At 64.7% G+C, this 18,285-nt stretch carries 16 protein-coding genes; 8 read left to right on the top strand and 8 right to left on the bottom strand.

Annotated elements, in window-relative coordinates; genetic code table 11:
- Nucleotides 1-763: 763 nt before the first annotated feature.
- The 5 genes from BLS61_RS23140 to dksA all read right to left on the bottom strand — a co-directional run bounded on the left by BLS61_RS23140 (nucleotide 764) and on the right by dksA (nucleotide 6,903).
- Nucleotides 764-2,197, bottom strand: coding sequence for a sigma-54-dependent transcriptional regulator (locus BLS61_RS23140; RefSeq protein ID WP_090435371.1), 1,434 nt, complete (start codon nucleotides 2,195-2,197; stop codon nucleotides 764-766).
- Nucleotides 2,198-2,250: 53 nt separating this feature from the next.
- Nucleotides 2,251-5,205 carry a sensor histidine kinase gene (locus BLS61_RS23135; protein ID WP_090435368.1) on the bottom strand — a complete coding sequence of 985 codons (2,955 nt, stop codon included), beginning with the start codon at nucleotides 5,203-5,205 and terminating at the stop codon, nucleotides 2,251-2,253.
- Nucleotides 5,189-5,365 carry a hypothetical protein gene (locus BLS61_RS23130; protein WP_003244646.1) on the bottom strand — a complete coding sequence of 59 codons (177 nt, stop codon included), beginning with the start codon at nucleotides 5,363-5,365 and terminating at the stop codon, nucleotides 5,189-5,191. The genes BLS61_RS23135 and BLS61_RS23130 overlap by 17 nt, the downstream gene beginning before the upstream one ends.
- Nucleotides 5,366-5,521: 156 nt before the next feature.
- A complete protein-coding gene (gluQRS, locus tag BLS61_RS23125; protein WP_090435365.1) occupies nucleotides 5,522-6,406 on the bottom strand; it encodes a tRNA glutamyl-Q(34) synthetase GluQRS in 885 nt (294 codons plus the stop codon).
- A 50-nt stretch (nucleotides 6,407-6,456) separates the two neighbouring features.
- Nucleotides 6,457-6,903 (bottom strand): RNA polymerase-binding protein DksA, encoded by a 447-nt coding sequence (gene dksA, locus BLS61_RS23120; RefSeq protein WP_017675309.1) that lies wholly within the window; start codon nucleotides 6,901-6,903, stop codon nucleotides 6,457-6,459.
- 258 nt (nucleotides 6,904-7,161) lie between these two features.
- Between dksA and BLS61_RS23115 the strand changes: the two genes are divergently transcribed.
- Together BLS61_RS23115 and sfsA are read left to right on the top strand one after the other, a co-directional pair.
- Entirely contained in the window at nucleotides 7,162-8,343 is a 1,182-nt protein-coding gene (locus tag BLS61_RS23115) for a pyridoxal phosphate-dependent aminotransferase (RefSeq protein ID WP_090435362.1), read from the top strand.
- Nucleotides 8,333-9,040, top strand: a complete 708-nt coding sequence (gene sfsA / locus BLS61_RS23110; RefSeq protein ID WP_090435359.1) for a DNA/RNA nuclease SfsA — start codon at nucleotides 8,333-8,335, stop codon at nucleotides 9,038-9,040. The genes BLS61_RS23115 and sfsA overlap by 11 nt, the downstream gene beginning before the upstream one ends.
- A 112-nt stretch (nucleotides 9,041-9,152) precedes the next feature.
- Here sfsA and BLS61_RS23105 read toward each other — a convergent pair whose 3' ends face one another.
- Nucleotides 9,153-9,482, bottom strand: a complete 330-nt coding sequence (locus BLS61_RS23105) for a Rieske (2Fe-2S) protein (RefSeq protein ID WP_090435355.1) — start codon at nucleotides 9,480-9,482, stop codon at nucleotides 9,153-9,155.
- A 72-nt stretch (nucleotides 9,483-9,554) separates the two neighbouring features.
- Nucleotides 9,555-11,765, bottom strand: a complete 2,211-nt coding sequence (locus BLS61_RS23100; RefSeq protein WP_090435352.1) for a TonB-dependent hemoglobin/transferrin/lactoferrin family receptor — start codon at nucleotides 11,763-11,765, stop codon at nucleotides 9,555-9,557.
- Between the two features lie 192 nt (nucleotides 11,766-11,957).
- Between BLS61_RS23100 and BLS61_RS23095 the strand changes: the two genes are divergently transcribed.
- The 6 genes from BLS61_RS23095 (at nucleotide 11,958) to BLS61_RS23070 (ending at nucleotide 17,112) form a co-directional block, all read left to right on the top strand.
- On the top strand, nucleotides 11,958-13,022 hold the full coding sequence (locus BLS61_RS23095; protein ID WP_090435349.1) for a hemin-degrading factor: 1,065 nt from the start codon (nucleotides 11,958-11,960) through the stop codon (nucleotides 13,020-13,022).
- 17 nt (nucleotides 13,023-13,039) lie between these two features.
- Nucleotides 13,040-13,939 carry a heme/hemin ABC transporter substrate-binding protein gene (locus tag BLS61_RS23090; RefSeq protein WP_090435346.1) on the top strand — a complete coding sequence of 300 codons (900 nt, stop codon included), beginning with the start codon at nucleotides 13,040-13,042 and terminating at the stop codon, nucleotides 13,937-13,939.
- Nucleotides 13,936-14,976: a FecCD family ABC transporter permease gene (locus tag BLS61_RS23085; RefSeq protein WP_090435344.1), complete on the top strand. Its 1,041-nt coding sequence runs from the start codon at nucleotides 13,936-13,938 to the stop codon at nucleotides 14,974-14,976. Before BLS61_RS23090 ends, BLS61_RS23085 begins: the two co-directional genes overlap by 4 nt.
- Nucleotides 14,976-15,743: a heme ABC transporter ATP-binding protein gene (locus BLS61_RS23080; protein WP_090435341.1), complete on the top strand. Its 768-nt coding sequence runs from the start codon at nucleotides 14,976-14,978 to the stop codon at nucleotides 15,741-15,743. Before BLS61_RS23085 ends, BLS61_RS23080 begins: the two co-directional genes overlap by 1 nt.
- 15 nt (nucleotides 15,744-15,758) lie before the next feature.
- Entirely contained in the window at nucleotides 15,759-16,643 is an 885-nt protein-coding gene (locus tag BLS61_RS23075; RefSeq protein WP_090435338.1) for a ChaN family lipoprotein, read from the top strand.
- A 61-nt stretch (nucleotides 16,644-16,704) separates the two neighbouring features.
- Nucleotides 16,705-17,112: a nuclear transport factor 2 family protein gene (locus BLS61_RS23070; RefSeq protein ID WP_090435335.1), complete on the top strand. Its 408-nt coding sequence runs from the start codon at nucleotides 16,705-16,707 to the stop codon at nucleotides 17,110-17,112.
- A 287-nt stretch (nucleotides 17,113-17,399) separates the two neighbouring features.
- On the opposite strand, the gene BLS61_RS23065 is transcribed toward BLS61_RS23070, so the two are convergent.
- Nucleotides 17,400-18,197, bottom strand: a complete 798-nt coding sequence (locus BLS61_RS23065; protein ID WP_090435333.1) for a cyclic nucleotide-binding domain-containing protein — start codon at nucleotides 18,195-18,197, stop codon at nucleotides 17,400-17,402.
- Nucleotides 18,198-18,285: the final 88 nt, after the last annotated feature.

Here is an 18,285-nt window from a genome sequence, read left to right as displayed (position 1 = left end):
GCTGCTGCCTGGGAGGGCATGGCGGCGTTGAAGGCGGCAACCTTGGATTCGCTCACGATCGGTGAACGCCATCCTGGCGTCTGCTTCGGCAGCCCGTTTCGACGGCATACGGAACGATGACCGCATGATTGCTGCGGATTCTAGCATCGTGTCGGGAACAGGTGTGTAGAAGGGCGGCAGGCGGGGATTCGAGGACCGGAAGCTACTGGGGGAGCCGAAGCTCCCCCCCAAGTTGGTGCGTGCTCTGTTTTTATTGTTATTGAGGGCCTGTTGTTCTTGTTGTTCGGCCCTTCCCGGCTCGCCGTGGCTTACCGGGTGCTCCCTAGAATGGGGAGCCAATAGCAAACGGATTTCTTTGGACGCTGATGCTGCCTTAATCAACCAGTTCTGGCGCTGCCTCAGGGCAGTTTTATTGTTCTCTACCTGGTCGCTGGGGCGAACCCCTCGCGGCAACTCCTCTCCAAAAGAATCAGTTAGCTGCGCCTCCGTACCTTGTTGTTCTTGTTGTTCTGGAGTCGTTACGTCTTGTTCTTATTGTGTAGGGCATTGCTTGTTATTGTTGTTGTGCCAGAGATAAAGCAGATGCCGTGCCAGTTTTTGCGATTCCTTGTAAATCAAGGGTTTGTGACGACATGGGGTGTTCGGTGGGGGATAAAAAAGCCGGGTTTTCGTTACCGTTAGACCCGGCCTTTGTTACGAGATATTGAAACGGTAACAACCTGTGAAACCCCTGTGCGGGCAGGTTGTCACCGCAGCCGCGGCGTCAAGGGCCGCTGGTCACGCCGGATTTGCGCCGCGGAATGCCGAGGCGTTGGCGGCGTTCCCACAGGCATTTGCGGCTGATGCCCAGCTTGCGCGCCAATTCGGTCTCGGTCATGTGGTCCTGGTGTTCGAGGACGAAGTGCTGGAAGTAGTCTTCCAGCGACAGGTCCTCGGTCGGCTCGTGGCTGTTGCCAGCGCTTTGCCCGGCTGTCGCCGGCAGGCCGAAATCCTCGTCATCCAGATCGTCCAGCTCGATGTCGATACCCAACAGATCGGCAGAAATTTCCGCCCCCTCGCAGAGAATCACCGCGCGCTCGATGGCGTTTTCCAGCTCGCGCACGTTGCCTGGCCAGGGGTAATGGCGGATTGCCTGCTCGGCATCATGGGCGAAACGCAATGGTTCGCGGCCCATGCGTGTGTACTGACGGACCAGAAAGGCCTGGGCGATCTCGATCACGTCGTTACCGCGCTCGCGCAACGCCGGCAGCTTCAGGGCGATGACGTGCAGGCGGTAATAGAGGTCTTCGCGAAACTGGCCGGTCTTGGCCAGGGTCTTGAGGTCGCGGTGAGTGGCAGCGATCAGGCGCACGTCGACCTTTTGCGATTGCACCGAGCCGACCCGACGAATCTCGCCTTCCTGCAGCACGCGCAGCAGTCGCGCCTGGGCTTCCAGCGGCAGTTCGCCGATTTCGTCGAGGAACAGGGTGCCGCCGTCGGCCGCTTCCACCAGGCCGGCACGCCCGGCGCTGGCGCCGGTGAAGGCGCCTTTCTCGTGGCCGAACAGCTCGGACTCGATCAGGGTTTCCGGAATGGCCGCGCAGTTCACCGAAATCAGCGGCGCCTTGGCGCGTCTGGAGAGGTTATGCAGGGCGCGTGCGACCAGCTCCTTGCCGGTACCCGACTCGCCCTGAACCAGTACATTGGAGTCAGTAGGCGCGACCTTGCGAATCTTGCTGTAGAGCTCCTGCATGGCTGCGCAGGAGCCGATGATGCCGATCTCGCCGTTGGCGTTGTCCACTGCCTTCTCGGCAGCGTTACCGCGAGTGGTGGTGGCGGTGGTTGGCGCCGGTGCGCTCTTGGCTTCCTGGCGATCCCGCAGGATGCGGGCGACGGCCTGCAGCATCTCGTCGTGGTCGAAGGGCTTGGCGATGTAATCGACCGCGCCCATCTTCATCGAATCCACCGCCGAGCGCAGGCTGGCGTAGCTGGTCATGATCAGCACCGGCGTGCCTTCGGCCAGCTTGATCAGTTCGGTACCCGGCGCGCCAGGCAGGCGCAGGTCGCTGACGATCAGGTCGAAGGAGGGAATGCTGTAGCGCTCCTGGGCTTCCTGTACCGAGCCGGCTTCGCTGACCTGGTACTGATTGCGTTCGAGCAGGCGGCGCAAGGCAGAGCGGATAATGGTTTCGTCTTCGACGATAAGAATATGTGGCATCAATTCGGTCTCTCGACGGTCACGGAGGTGCCAGTGGCAGCCTCTCTCGCTGTTTACATCGCTACGGACGTCGCCTCGACATGTCTCGGCAGGGTGACCCGAATTCGAGTGCCCAGTTGGCGCTCGGGGTCGGCCGGGCTGTCGATTGTTATTTGTCCATAATGCTCTTCCACGATCGAATAGACCAGCGCGAGGCCCAGGCCGGTACCCTCGCCGGGATCCTTGGTGGTGAAGAAGGGTTCGAACAGGCGGTCGATGATCGCCTTGGGAATGCCGCTGCCTTCGTCCTCGACGATCAGGTCGACGGTATGTTCGCTGGCCTCGCTGCGCACGCGGATGGCGCCGCCGGGTGGCGAGGCGTCACGGGCGTTGGACAGCAGGTTGATCAGTACCTGGGCCAGGCGCTGCGGATCGCCGCACGCCCAGTGCTGCGGATCGCACAGGTTGTAGAACTGGATGTCGAAGTTGCGCTTGTTCAGCGACAGCAGGCCGATGGCGTCCTGCGCCACGTCGGCCAGGCACACCGGCTCGTCGCTGCGCTGGTGGCTGCCGGAGTGGGCGAAGCTCATCAGCGACTGGACGATGCGTGACACACGCTTGGTCTGCTCGAGAATCTGCCCGCTGATTTCGGTCAGCTCGCCGTCGTTTTCGCGTTCTTCGCGCAGGTTCTGCGCCAGGCAGGCGATGCCGGTGATCGGGTTGCCGATCTCGTGGGCGACCCCGGCGGCGAGGCGGCCGATGCTGGCCAGGCGCTCGGAGTGCACCAGCTTGTCTTCGAGCATCTGGGTTTCGGTCTGATCCTCGACCAGCAGCACCAGGCCGCTGTTGCCGGGCGCCAGCGGTTCGTTGATGGCTGCCTTGTGCAGATTCAGCCAGCGAATCTGCCCGTCGAGTGCCAGATGCTGTTTGTGCAGGTGCTGGTCGGGGCGTTCGATGAAGTCCTGCAGCAGGCTCTGCCAGGGTTCGGCCAGGGTGCTCAGGCGCGAACCGACGATGCGCTGGGCGGGGATGTCGGTGAGTTCTTCCATGGCCCGGTTCCACATCAGGATTTCCTGGTCCTTGGCCAGCGAGCACACGCCCATGGGCAGCTCCTGCAAGGTCTGGCGGTGATAGCGGCGCAGGGCGTCGAGCTCGGCGGCCAGGCCGGTGAGGCGCGACTGGTAATCCTCCAGGCGGCTTTCGATGAAGTGAATGTCCTCGGTGACATAGCCTTCGGTGCCGGACTTGTAGGGCAGGAAGGTTTCGACAATGTCCTGCGCCACGCTCGGCCCCATCAGGCCGGACAGGTTGGCTTCGATGCGGTCGCGCAGGCGGCGTAGGGCATAAGGGCGGCTCTCGTCGAAGGGCAGGTGCAGGTCGCGCAGGGCCTGTTCCACTTCGCGCTGCGCGGTCTTGGCGCCGAGCGGCTTGGCCAGTTGTGCGGCAAAGTCCTGCGGTGACACGGCGACCAGCTCGCGCCGTTGCGGACGGCGCACGTTGTCCACCGCGCAGGCTTCGGCGGCGCTCTTCTCCTCCGGGCTGGCCTCGGTGAACAGCGACACCAGGGTGAACATCAGCACGTTGGCCGCCAGTGAGGCGATGGCCGCCAGGTGCCAGCTGGCGTCATCGAGCACATAGATGACGTTGAACAGTGGCAGGTAGAAACCTTCCAGATTGCCCAGCAGCGGCAGCAGCATGGTCAGTGCCCAGACGCTGATGCCGGCCAGCAGGCCGGCGAGGAAACCGCGGCGATTGGCCGTCTGCCAATACAGCACCGACAGTACGCCGGGCAGGAACTGCAAGGTGGCGACGAAGGCGACGATGCCCAGGTTGGCCAGATCCTGCTGGGCGCCGAGCAGCAGGTAGAAGCCGTAGCCGGCCATGATGATGGCCACGATCAGCGCACGTCGTGTCCATTTCAGCCAGCGGTAGATGTTGCCTTCGGCTGGCGGCTGGTAGAGCGGCAGCACCAGGTGGTTCAGCGCCATGCCGGACAGCGCCAGCGTCGAGACGATGATCAGGCCGCTGGAGGCCGACAGACCGCCGACATAGGCGAGCAGGGCCAGGGTTTCGCTGTTGACCGCGATACCCAGGCCCAGGGTGAAGTATTCCGGGTTTGTGGTGGCCCCAAGCTTGAGGCCGGCCCAGAGGATCAGTGGCACGGCCAGGCTCATCAGCAGCAGGAACAGCGGCAGGCCCCAGCTGGCGCTGACCATGGCGCGCGGGTTGAGGTTCTCGGTGAAGGTCATGTGGTACATGTGCGGCATGACGATGGCCGAGGCGAAGAACACCAGCAGCAGGGTGCGCCACGGGCCTTCCTGCAACGGCGTATGCAGCGTGGCCAGTGCCGCCTGGTTCTGCACCAGCCAGAGCTCCAGCTCACGCGGGCCGCCGAACACCTGATACAGCGCGTACCAGCCGATCACGCCGAGGGCGACCAGCTTGACCAGCGACTCGAAGGCGATGGCGAACACCAGGCCCTCGTGTTTCTCGCGCGTGGCGATATGGCGCGCGCCGAACAGAATGGTGAACAGGATGATCAGGCCGCAGTAACTCAGCGCCACTTTTTCCTGCAGCGGCTCGCGGCTGAGGATGCCGATGGAGTCGGCCACCGCCTGGATCTGCAGGGCCAGCAGCGGCAGCACGCCAATCAGCATGAACAGGGTGGTCAGTGCGCCGGCCCAGGTGCTGCGAAAGCGGAAGGCGAACAGATCAGCCAGCGATGACAGCTGGTAGGTGCGGGTAATGCGCAGGATCGGGTAGAGCAGCACGGGGGCCAGCAGAAAGGCCCCGGAAACCCCGAGGTAGCTGGCGAGAAAGCCGTAACCGTACTGGTAGGCCAGGCCGACCGTGCCGTAGAAGGCCCAGGCACTGGCGTACACGCCCAGCGACAGGGTGTAGGTCAGCGGGTGGCGGATGATCCAGCGGGGGATCAGGCCCTTTTCACTGACCCAGGCGACACCGAAGAGCATCAGCAGATAGCCGGCGCTGATCAGGATCAGTTCGCTCAGGCTAAAGCTCGTCAGCATCGCGTTGGCTCTGAAGAATGAAGGTGACGACGATCAGGATCAGCCACAGCAGGTAGGGCCGGTACCAGGCGCCATTGGGGTCGATCCACCAGTCCATGATGGCTGGGGAGAACAGGTAGATCCCCACCACCAGGATCAGAACCAGTCGGTAGATATACATGTGACATCTCGTCGAAAGATGCCGCGATGGTAAAGGATGCCGCGCGCTTCAAGCCACAAACTTCAGGTACGTAGGGTGCGCCGTGCGCACCGAGGTCGTGCGAGATTCTCTGGAGGCGTTGGTGCGCACGGCGCACCCTACCCTGTGTAGCGCGGCTCAGCGCAATTGCGCTTCGGCCAGGGTGCGGCTGTGCAGGATGCGCGTGGCGTCCCAGTTGGCGATGCCCCAGGCCAGCAGCTCGGCAGGCGCCGCGCCGTGCAGTTCGGCGGGCGGTTGCTGGCCCAGCGCGCGCAGGGCGCGTAGCAGCAGAGGCCCGGCCTGGTCGGCGGGCAGGGGCGGCGAACGGTAGCTCTTGCCCAGCTTGTGGCCGTCCGGCTGGATGATCAGCGGCACGTGCAGGTAGCGTGGTTGCGGCAGTCCGAGCAGTTCCTGCAGGTAGAGCTGGCGAGGGGTGGAGTCGAGCAGGTCGGCGCCGCGCACCACGTCGGTCACACCCTGCCAGGCATCGTCCAGCACCACGGCGAGCTGATAGGCAAACAACCCATCACGCCGTCGGATCACGAAGTCGCCCACTTCTCGCCCCAGGTGCTGACGAAATTCGCCCTGCACGCGGTCGATGAAGTGGTAGTCCAGCTCCGGTACGCGCAGGCGGATGGCCGCGTCGCGATCGGGATGACAGGCGTTGCGGCAAAAGCCCGGGTAGATGCCGCCGTAGCCCTCCAGTTGCTTGCGCGAGCAGATGCAGGCGTAGGCCAGACCCTGGCTGAACAGGCGGGTGATCACGGCGGCGTATTCGGCGTGACGCTCGCTCTGGCGCACCAGTTCGCCGTCCCACTCGAAGCCATAGGTTTCCAGGGTGCGCAGGATCGCATCCTGTGCGCCAGGCACTTCCCGTGGCGGGTCGAGGTCTTCCATGCGCAGCAGCCAGCGACCGCCAACGGAGCGGGCATCGAGGTAGGAGGCGAGGGCGGCGACCAGCGAGCCGAAGTGCAGATAACCGCTGGGCGTAGGGGCGAAGCGCCCGATGTAGGAGGTGTTCATGAAGCGAAGGCCAGAAACAGAGCGGGGCGCCTAAGCGCCCCGTCGTCAGATCAGGAACCGATCTGCTTTTCCTTGATTTCCGCCAGCGTCTTGCAATCGATGCACAGGGTCGCAGTCGGGCGGGCTTCAAGGCGGCGAATACCGATCTCGACGCCGCAGGAATCGCACCAGCCGTAATCGTTGTCTTCGATCAGCTGCAGGGTCTCGTCGATCTTCTTGATCAGTTTGCGCTCGCGATCACGGGCACGCAGTTCCAGGCTGAATTCTTCTTCCTGGCTGGCGCGGTCGGCCGGGTCGGGGAAGTTGGCCGCTTCGTCCTGCATGTGGTGCACGGTACGGTCGACTTCCTGCATCAGCTCCAGCTTCCACTTATTGAGGATGCTGGTGAAGTGAGCGCGCATCGGCTCGCTCATGTATTCCTCGCCCTTCTTCTCTTGATAAGGCTCGAAACCACGAATCAGCTGGCTGGTGCTTTTGGCTTTTTCTTTTGTGGGCATGGATGACGCCTCTCACTCTTTCGAATCCATCGCGCAGGTTATTCCATTGCCAGGCGTTTGTCCGGCCCTGCGACTGCAAGCGGGCGAACTTACCAGATCGAATCGGGGCGCGCTACTCCCGGTTGTCTCCGCCTTGCCCGGGGTGTGAACGAAATCTGCACGAGACTGGCCAGCAAGCGTAGCGGCGCTTTCGCGTCCTTGCCGCGGCCTCGAGCCGCCCTGCTAGAATCCGCGCCTCGCAACCTTGAAGGCAGGCCCATGGCTCAGCTCTACAGTGCGCGCAGTCGCGCCATCGAACCCTTCCACGTGATGGCCTTGCTGGCGCGTGCCAACGAGCTGCAAGCGGCCGGTCACGATGTCATTCACCTGGAGATCGGCGAGCCGGACTTCACCACCGCCGAGCCGATCATCCGCGCCGGCCAGGCCGCGCTGGCCGCCGGGCACACGCGCTACACCGCGGCGCGCGGCCTGCCGCAGCTGCGCGAGGCGATCGCCGGCTTCTACGCCGAGCGTTACCGCCTGAGTATCGACCCGCAGCGCATCCTGGTCACGCCCGGTGGCTCCGGGGCGCTGCTGCTGGCCGCCAGCCTGTTGGTCGACCCGGGCAAGCACTGGTTGCTGGCCGACCCGGGCTACCCTTGTAATCGCCACTTCCTGCGCCTGGTCGAAGGTGCCGCGCAGCTGGTGCCGGTCGGCCCGGACGTGCGTTACCAGCTGACCCCGCAATTGGTGGAGCGGCACTGGGATACCGACAGCGTCGGCGCGTTGGTGGCTTCGCCGGCCAATCCGACTGGAACGCTGCTGCACAAGGATGAGCTGGCGGCGCTGTCGACCTGCCTCAAGCAGCGTGGCGGTCACCTGGTGGTGGACGAGATCTACCATGGCCTGACCTATGGCTGCGATGCATCGAGCGTGCTGGAAGTGGACGACGATGCCTTCGTCCTCAATAGTTTCTCCAAATATTTCGGCATGACCGGCTGGCGCCTGGGTTGGCTGGTGGCGCCCGCTGCCGCCGTGCCGGAGCTGGAAAAGCTGGCGCAGAATCTCTACATCAGCGCACCGAGTATGGCCCAGCATGCCGCGCTGGCCTGCTTCGAGCCGGCCACCCTGGCGATCCTCGAAGAGCGCCGCCATGAATTTCAACGCCGCCGCGACTATCTGCTGCCGGCGCTGCGCGAGCTGGGCTTCGGTATCGCCGCTACGCCTGAAGGTGCCTTCTATCTATATGCAGACATCAGCGCCTTTGGCGGCGACGCCTTCGCCTTCTGTCGCCACTTCATCGAAACCGAGCACGTGGCCTTCACCCCGGGCCTGGATTTCGGCCGTCACCAGGCCGGGCACCATGTGCGCTTCGCCTACACGCAGAATGTCGAGCGCCTGCAGCAGGCAGTCGAGCGCATCGCCCGCGGTTTGAAGAGCTGGAAGCCCGATGCGCTTTGATCCGCCATTGGAAGAGGGGCGCCTGCTGCGTCGCTACAAGCGCTTTCTCGCCGATATCGAGACCGCCAGCGGCGAGCAGATGACCATCCACTGCGCCAACACCGGCTCGATGCTCAATTGCATGAGCGAAGGCTGCCGGGTGTGGTTCAGCCGCAGCAAGGATCCCAAGCGCAAGCTGCCGGGCAGCTGGGAAATCAGCGAAACGCCGCAAGGGCGCCTGGCCTGCATCAATACCGCACGGGCCAACGCGCTGGTGGAAGAGGCGCTGCGCGCCGGGCTTATCACCGAGCTGGTTGGCTTTACCGCGCTCAAGCGCGAGGTGGCTTACGGGGTGGAGAACAGCCGCGCCGACTTTCGCCTGGATTACCCGGACGGGCCGGCCTATGTCGAGGTCAAGAGCGTGACGTTGGGCTTCGATGGCAGCGACGTGGCGGCCTTTCCCGATGCCGTGACGCAGCGCGGCGCCAGGCATCTGCGCGAACTGGCGGCGCTGGCGCAGGCGGGTGTGCGCACGGTGCAGCTGTATTGCGTGAACCTCTCCGGCATTCGCGCCGTGCGGGCGGCGGCGGAGATCGATCCTGCGTACGCGGCGGGGTTGCGTGATGCCAAGGCCGCGGGAGTGGAGGTGCTGGCCTACGGCGCCGAGCTGAGTCCCGAGGGGATCGCCCTGGTTCGCCGGCTGGAGGTATTGACGTAGCGCGTGCTGCGCGCACCAGCTTCTGTTTCGGTAGCACGGTGGGCGCGATGTTGGCGTAGCCCGGATGCAATCCGGGAATCCAGTTTTCGCCCATCCCCGGATTGCATCCGGGCTACCTGGCTGCAGCGCCTTCGATCCAGATCCCGTGCGCGTCTTCCCTGCATTCCAGCCTCTGCAGCGCCTGCCCTTCGCAAGGCCCGGCCACGCATTCGCCGCTCTCGATGAGAAACAGCGCGCCATGGGTCGCGCAGCGAATCAGGCTGCCGCTGTCGTCAAGGAAGCGATCCTTCTGCCACTCCAGGGCGATGCCGCGGTGCGGGCAGCGGTTGAGGTAGGCGTGGACCTGGCCGTCGCGACGTACAAGAAGCAGGTTCAACGGGTCGATCACAAAGCCCCGGCTCTGACCTTCGGCCAGCTCACTCGGGGCGCATAGGCGGATCATCGCGTTCTCCGTTTCAGATGGCGCGATTATCCCGCAGGAAGCAGGAGGGCGCATCCCTGCGCCAAGTGGAACTCAGAACTGCCAGGAGGCGGACACGCGGAAGCTGCGCCCGGGCTCGCTGTAGTAGTCGACCGGTTGCGGTGTGGTGCGGCCGCCAGCGCTGGGCACGTTGAGGGCGTTCCAGTACTTCTTGTCGAACAGGTTGAACAGACCGGCCTGCAGCCTCACACCGTCCAGCGCGGCCGGTTGCCAGTAGCCGGTGAGGTCGACCACGCCGTAGCCGGGGGCCTTGAAGTCGCCATCGTTCTCCACCTTGTCGCGGCGGCGCGCGGCGGTCAGCATCAGGTCCGCGCCGTAGTGTTGCTGGGTATAGCTGAGGCCGAGGGTGCCGGTCAGCGGGGCGACCGAGTTCAGGTGCTGCTTGGTTTCGCGGTCCTTGCCTACGGCCCAGGCGACCGAGGTCCAGGCCTGCCAGGAGGGCGCGAACTGCCAGTGTGCGGTGCCTTCGGCGCCATAGATGCGCACCTTGTCGCGGTTCTCCATCACCTCGAAGAAGGTCGGGAATTCGCCGGCCTGGAAGCCGTAGTCCGCTTCGTTGGCGGTGATGCTGTCGATGAAGTTCCTGTAACGGTTGTCGAACAGGCTGATGGAGCCGCCCAGATGGCTGTCGCCCAGGCGCGCGCCGACCTCGTAGCCGGTGCTTTTCTCGGGCTTGAGGTTGGGGTTGCCGACTCGCGCGTAGCCCATGCCGGAGTTGGTGAAGGTGCTGTACAGCTCGTTGACGTCCGGGGCCTTGAAGCCCTCTGCCCACTGCGCGTACAGCGTAGCCAGCTCGTGTGCCTGCCAGGTCAGCAGCAGGCTGCCGGCCCAGTTGGAGTCCTTGTTCTCGGTGAGCATCACGCTGTCGCCGGCCAGCACGTAACCACTGGTGCCGCTCCTGGGCTTGTATTCGTAACGGTCGTAGCGCAGGCCGGGCGTCAGGGTCAGGGTGTCGCTGAGGGCGATGTCGTCTTTCAGATAGAGGCCATACAGAGTGCCCGGCGTTTTCGGCATCTCGGCCTGATTGGTGTGCAGGTTGATGCAGGCAAAGTAGATGCCGGCCGGCGTGCTGTCCGGGCGCGGCGGGAAGGGCGGTACCAGCACGCTGGGGCAGGCATCGTAGCCGCTGCTGTATTGTTCGGCCTCGATGCGGCTCCACTCCGCGCCCAGGGTCAGATTGTGCTGGCCCAGCTGCTTGCCCAGGGTGCTGGTGATGCCGTACTGGGTCTTCTCGATCTCGTTGCTGCGGCCGAAGGGGCCGGCCAGCGTCCCGGCGCGGGTCGCCTCCACCTCATCCTCGCGGCGCAGCTTCTGCCAGTAGACGATGGTGTCGGCCCAGTCGAGCAGGCCTTCTGCGTGCTCGGCACGGTACTGGTGATCGAAGGACAGGCGCTTGCGCTCGTTGCTTTCCTGGGTGTCGTAGTGCCGAGGGTAGTTGGCGGTGCCCTGGTTGATGCGGCTGTCCATGTCCTCGGTGCGTTCGAACAGTTCGGCGGTCACGCCGACTCGGTGCCCACCACCGAGCTTTTGCTGGACCTTGAGCAGCAGGCTGTGCTGGTCGGTATCGCTGGGGTTGGCTTCGGTACGCTGGCTGCCCAGTACGTCACGGTTGCCCTGGTTTTCAAGCTCGTTGCCCTTGCGCCCACCGGCCTGGAGCAGCCAGGCGGTGTCGTTGAAGCGACCGGCCAGGGCGGCATTGAGCCCCCAGCTACGGTCGGCGCTGTCGTAGTCGTTCTTGATCAGGCCCGCGAACTCGTCCTTGTCGCCCAGCAGGTCATCCGGGTTCAGCGTGCGCAATTGCAGCGCTCCGCCCAGGGCGCCGGAGCCAACCTGGCTGGAGTTGGCGCCGCGCACCACGTCGATCGCGGACAGGCTCTGGAAGTCGATGCTGTCCAGGCCGCCGTTCACTTCGCGCACGGCATCGTTCAGCCAGGGCATGCGGATGCCGTCGATGGTAGTCAGTACGCGGTCGCGGTCCAGGCCGCGGATGTTGATGCTGTTGTTGCTGCGGTTGAAGTTCACCCCGGGCTCGGCACGTCGGGACAAGTCATCGAAGCTGCGGATCTGGCGGCGTTCCAGCGTCTGCGCATCGGTCTGGGTGGTGGTTGGCAACGGCTGCTTGGCTGCAGCGGCGGTTATTTCTACGTCGGGCAGTTCGGCCGGGGTAGCGGCCAGGGCCAGGGAAGGGCACAGCAACAGCAGCGCAAGCCAGGGGCGGCGAGGGTAGGGCGGGCGAACGAGCATGGTGATACTCCAATGCATGCTTGGCAGTTCTGCGACTGCCTGGTTGGCGACGGCGCAAGACGTTAACCAGATTATTTAACTGATGCAAATAATTCTCAGGTAGATTATCGTTCTCTCAAATTGCACTGCCGTGTCGGTACGCGCTCGTGTCGGCGACGGTGGTGGTAACCGCCCGTGAGAGAGGAAATCCCGATGAGTAGCGCAAATACCTTGGCCGCGCCGGCTGCCGATCTTTACCAGTCCTGGCAGGCGCTGCGTCATGAGCAGCCCCGCCTGCGTGCCCGCGAAGCGGCGGCGCAGCTGGGTGTCAGCGAGGCCGAGCTGACCGCCAGCCGCCTGGGCGTCGATGCACGGCGCCTGCGCCCGGACTGGGCCGAGCTGCTACCGGCTCTTGGCAGCCTGGGGCACGTCATGGTGCTGACTCGCAACGAGCACTGCGTGCATGAGCGCAAGGGGCTATACCGCGAGGTGAGCGTTGCCGCCTCCGGGCAGATGGGCCTGGTGGTGTCTGCCGATATCGATCTGCGTCTATTTCTCGGTGGCTGGGCCAGCGTGTTCGCCGTTGCCGAGGAAACCGCCAAGGGCACCCAGCGCAGCATCCAGGTGTTCGACCAGCAAGGCGTTGCCGTGCACAAGGTCTACCTGACCGAGCGCAGTGAGCTGAGCGCCTGGCAGCCACTGATCGAGCGCTTTGCCGGTGAACAGAGCGCCGAATTGCAATTGTTGCCGCCGCCCGTGGCTCCTGCGCGCAAGGCCGACGCCGAGATCGACAGCCAGGCGCTGCGCGATGGCTGGGCGAAATTGCAGGACACCCACCATTTCTTCGCCCTGCTGAAGAAACATGAGGTTGCCCGCACCCAGGCGCTGCGCCTGGCCGGCGAGCAGTGGGCGCAGCCGTTGGCGACCTCCGAGCTGACGGTGCTGATGGAGCAGGCCGCTGCCCGCGAAGTGCCGATCATGGTGTTCGTCGGCAACCGCCACTGCATCCAGATTCACACCGGCCCGGTGCACAACCTGCGCTGGATGGACAGCTGGTTCAACGTGCTCGATCCCGACTTCAACCTGCACCTGCAGACCCGCGGCGTGGTCGAGCTGTGGCGTGTGCGCAAACCCAGTGTCGATGGCGTGATCACCAGCCTGGAGGCCTTCGACGCAGACGGCGAACTGGTGATCCAGCTGTTCGGTGCGCGCAAGCCGGGTATGGCCGAGCGCGACGATTGGCGCGAGCTGGCCGAGTCGCTACCGGTGCTGGCCTGAGCGGGGGAGTCCAGACCATGCGTCTTGCCAATATCCTGGGCGGCCTGGCGGCCGTCCTGCTGTTTCCCAATCTGGTGCTGGCTGCCGAGCCTTTGCCGCAGCGCTGGGTGAGCTCAGGCGGTGCCCTGAGCGAGTGGGTGGTGCTGCTGGGCGGCGAGAGCAAGCTGGTCGGTGTCGATACCACCAGCCGTCATCCAGCTTCGCTGACCAGGCTGCCCAGCGTTGGTTATCAGCGTCAGCTGGCGGCCGAGGGCATTCTCGCGCTACGCCCGGACCTGCTGCTCGGCAGCGAGGAGATGGGGCCGCCGCCAGTGCTCGAACAGCTGGCGGCGGCTGGCGTGCGCATCGAGCGCCTGACGGCACGGGCCGAGCTGGACAGTCTGCAGGCCAACCTGCAGCGCCTGGGGCAGTTGCTCGGTAATGAGGCAGCAGGGCAACGCGCCTTCGCCGATTACCAGGCGCGCCTGCAGACCCAGCAGCAGTGGGTCGAGCAGGCGCAGCGCAGTCAGGACGCGCCTGGTGTTTTGCTGTTGCTTGGGCATGCCGGCGGCAGTCCGCTGGTGGGCGGCGTCGATACGGCGGCGGACTGGCTGATCACCCGTGCCGGGGGGCGCAACCTGGCCAGTCATGACGGCTACAAGGCACTGTCCAGCGAAGCGCTGCTGGCTCTTGATCCGCAAGTGGTGGTGGTCGCTGATCGCGCTCTGGAAGGCGATGCCGCGAGGCAGGCCCTGCTGCAGCAGAACCCGGCCCTGGCCGGTACCCGCGCTGCGCGCGAGGGGCGTTTGCTGGCGCTAGACCCGACCCTGCTGGTCGGCGGCCTTGGGCCGCGCGTACCGGATGGGCTGGCGATGCTCGCCGCAGGCTTTTATCCTGCCAGCCAACCCCTGACTGCCGAAGCCAAGCGCGAGCCATGACCTCACCTTTTTCCACGCGCCCATTGTTCATCGCACTGGGCCTGCTGCTCGTGCTCGTGTTGTGGCTTTCGCTGGCGCTCGGACCGGTCAGTCTACCGCTGGGCGATACCTTGCGTGCGGCCCTGCGCCTGCTGGGTCTGCCCTTCGAGGCGGATGCGTCGGTTCAGCAGGCCGAACTGATCCTGTCGCAGATACGCATGCCGCGTACCCTGCTCGGGCTGGCTGTGGGTATGGTGCTGGCCCTGTGCGGTGTGGCAATGCAGGGGCTGTTTCGCAATCCGCTGGCCGATCCCGGTCTGGTTGGCGTTTCCAGCGGCGCTGCGCTGGGCGCAGCGGTGGCCATCGTCGGCGGTGCCGCCTTCGGCGGTTTGCCGGAAGCTTTCGCGCCTTATCTGCTGTCAGCCTGCGCCTTCGTTGGCGGCTTGCTGGTGACGGCGCTGGTCTACCGCCTGGGTCGCCGCGACGGGCAGACCAACGTGGCGACCATGCTGCTGGCCGGCATCGCGCTGACCGCACTGGCCGGTGCGGCCATTGGTCTGTTCACCTACCTGGCGGACGATGCCACGTTGCGCACTCTGACGTTCTGGAACCTGGGCAGTCTCAACGGTGCCAGCTATGCGCGGCTCTGGCCGCTGCTGCTGGCCACGCTGGCCGTGGCGCTGTGGTTGCCACGACGGGCGCGGGCGCTGAACGCCCTGCTGCTCGGCGAGTCGGAGGCACGCCACCTCGGTTTCGATGTCGAGCGACTCAAGCGCGAGCTGGTGTTCTGCACGGCGCTGGGTGTAGGCGCTGCGGTGGCCGCCGCCGGCCTGATCGGTTTCATCGGCCTGGTGGTGCCGCACCTGATGCGTTTGCTGGTCGGCCCCGATCATCGTCTGTTGTTGCCGGCCTCCGCACTGGCCGGTGCCAGCCTGTTGCTGCTGGCCGATCTGGTTGCACGTCTGGCACTGGCACCTGCCGAGTTGCCGATCGGTATCGTCACGGCGTTGATCGGCGCGCCGTTCTTTCTCTATTTGCTGGTGCGGGGGCGGAGCTGATGCTGCGGGTCGAACAGCTGGAAATTCGCCGCGGGCAGCAGGTGGTGCTCAGCGGCATCGACCTGCAACTGCGCCCCGGTGAGGTGCTCGGCGTGTTGGGGCCGAACGGCGCCGGCAAGAGTACCTTGCTGGCGGCGATGACCGGCGAGCTGCTGGCCAGTGCCGGGCAGGTGACGCTGGATCAGCGTGCGCTCGATGCCTGGTCCGGGCCGGAGCGCGCCAGGCGTCTGGCCGTCCTGCCGCAGAGTTCGAGCCTGAATTTCGCCTTCCGTGTCGAAGAGGTGGTCGCCATGGGCCGGCTGCCGCATGACAGCGGACGCGTGCGCGATGCGCAGATCGTGCAGCAGGCGTTGCAGGCAGCCGATGCTGCACATCTGGCCGGGCGCAGCTACCTGGCCCTGTCTGGCGGTGAGCGCCAACGCGTGCACCTGGCGCGGGTGCTGGCGCAGCTGTGGCCAGGCGGTGAGGGGCAGATTCTGCTGCTGGACGAGCCGACCTCGATGCTCGATCCGCTGCATCAGCACACCTGCCTACAGGCGGTTCGCCGTCTGGCCGAATCCGGCGCGGCCGTGCTGGTGATTCTCCATGACCTCAACCTGGCAGCGCGCTACTGTGATCGCCTGCTGTTGCTGGAGCAGGGCAGGGCGCATGCGCTGGGCACGCCCGCCGAGGTTTTGCGCGCCGAGCCGCTGCAGGCCGTGTTCGGTCTGGAAGTGCTGGTGCAGACTCATCCCGAACGCGGCCACCCATTGATCGTCGCGCGCTGAATGTCGGAGCCCTCGATGCGAGTCGTACTGCTGAGTTGTCTGCTGCTGCTGTCTGCCTGCCAGACTCAAAAGCCCTTGCCGCCACCGGCCCCGCTCGCCCCGGAAGGACGCGAGCATGCCGAACTGGGCCGTATCGTCGAGCTGGCCAGCGGACGCACGATCAGTCCGCAGCAGTTGCTCGAGCGTTTGGCACGGGCCGAGCGGGTGCTGGTCGGCGAGCAGCACGACAACCCCGATCACCATGCCCTGCAGCTGTGGCTGTTGCGCGAGCTGGCCAGGCAGCGGCCGCAGGGTAGCGTGCTGATGGAGATGCTCAATCCGGATCAGCAACCCAAGGTCGACCAGGCGCAGATGGCGGCTCGTGAGGGGCGATCGCCCGGCGATCCGTTCGACGCCCTGGCCTGGCAGCCCGGCTGGGACTGGTCGCTGTATGGGCCGCTGGTTCTGCATCAGTTGCGCCAGCCTTATCCCTTGCTCGCGGCCAATCTGGATCGCGCCGAGATCATGCAGATCTACCGCCAGCGCCCGACGCTGCAGGGCGAGCGCTCCAGCGCCGCCGACGTGCAGGCACGCCTGCTTGAAGATATCCGCGAGTCGCATTGCGGCCTGCTGCCGGACAGCCAGTTGCCGGCCATGCTCGCCGTGCAGCAGCAGCGCGACCGGCGCATGGCCGAGGTGCTGCTGGCCGCGCCGCAACCCGCTCTGTTGCTGGCCGGTGCCTTCCACGTGCGCAAGGATCTCGGCGTGCCGCTGCACCTCGCTGACCTCGGCGCGCCGGCGGGCAGCACGATACTGATATTGGCCGAGGTCGGCCGTTCGGTAGACGCGTCCATGGCTGACTACGTCTGGTTCACGGCTGCGCAACCTGCACAGGATCACTGCGCCAAACTGCGACCCTAGCCGCCTTTCGCATGCTGCGTGCACGGTATTCTCGGCGCTTTGCCGATGTGGAGCCTGCGCCATGCCTGTCGACGTTCGCGACCTGCTGCAACGTTATTTCAATGCCCTCAATGACCGCGACAGCCGCGCCTGCCTGGCGCTGGTCAGCGACGAGCTGATTCTGGAGCCCAACCAGGGCTTCGCCGAACACGGCCGCGACGCCTTCGCTGCGTTTCTGCAGCGGCAACTGCGCTGCTATCGCGAGACCATCGAGTCGCTGGTCATCCTGGCCGAACCACAGGGACGCCATGCGGCCTGCGAGTACCGCGTGATCGGCGAATACCTGGCCACCGATGACGGGTTGCCGGAGGCCTGCGGGCAACGTTACGAAATGCGCGTGGGCGCCTTCTTCGAAATCCACAACGGGCTGATCAGCCGTATAAGCCTGCATTTCAACCTGCCCGACTGGCTGGCTCAGGTCGACGACTGATAGCTATCGGCTGGTTGCTGCTGTCGCGCCAAGGTCAAACTGCAGACAAAAAAAGACCCGGCAAGAGCCGGGTCAATAACCGTGATTAGCCTGATGAGGAGATAATCTGAAGAGTCCGACTGAAATGGTCTCTTTAGCTTATCGGCTGATCTCGCGACCAGTTGAGTTAATAATAACAATTCTCATTTCATAGTCAACGCCTTTTTGAGAATTTCTCTCAGAAAAATTGACGAGCCCAGAAATGCAAAACCCCGGCGTTGCCGGGGATGGTCATGACTGGCGGAGGCTCAGGGCTCTTCAGGCAGGCGCAGCTGAGTGACTTCCTTGTTGAGCAGGTCGATGCGTCGGGCCATGCTCTCGATCAGGCTGTGCGCGATGCGGGGGTTGCTTTGCATCAGGCTGAGAAATTGCTCCTTGGGAATCACCATGACCGTGCAGGGTTCGCTGGCGACCACCGTGGCGCTGCGTTTCTCGCGGGTGAAAACAGCCATGGCGCCGAAGATCTCGTCCTTCTGCACGTCGCCGACCTTCTGGCCGTCGACATAGGCCTCGGCGTGACCTTCGATGATGATGAACACGTGGTCGGCTTCATCGCCCTGATGAATCAGCTCCTCGCCGGCGGCGAAGTGCTGGAAACCGGTCGCCGGACGAATCTCCGGCTGCTTCAGGCGGGCCAGCGCGTCGGAAAGCAGGGCGGTATGGCCGATCAGGTATTGAATGAACAGCTCCTGGCGCTGCTCGCTGGCGTAGATGTGCTGGAACACTTCGCTGCGCGAATAGGGGATCAGGCTGATGGGTTCTTCGCTGCTGTAGCGGCAGGAGGGCAGGTCGATGCCCTGACGCAGGCCAACCAGGTCACCTTCCTGCAGATAGAACAACGGACGTTCATCGACCACTGCATGCAGTAGGCCATTCTCGATGATGAACAACTGGTTGCCAGGCAATACCTTGGCCAGGTCGTCGACGCGCTCCAGACGCAGCGGCTCACCCGCGGGTTGCAGCCCTTCCAGCAGCTGAGTGGGGATACTCTGCAGGCGATTGATCAGCTGATCGGCGTAGGCCGGTTGCTCCCCGAGTAAATACATAACCGTAATTCCTTGACTGGCTGGGCTGGCTGACCACACGAAGGTCCCTGAAACAATAGGCTGCGCGGCCTCGCGAGTAAATCACCTT

This window comes from Ectopseudomonas guguanensis (assembly GCF_900104265.1).
Classification (GTDB): Bacteria; Pseudomonadota; Gammaproteobacteria; order Pseudomonadales; family Pseudomonadaceae; genus Aquipseudomonas; species Aquipseudomonas guguanensis.
The sequence above is the reverse complement of the archived record's forward strand: the minus strand, read 5'-3'. Positions and strand labels throughout refer to the sequence as shown.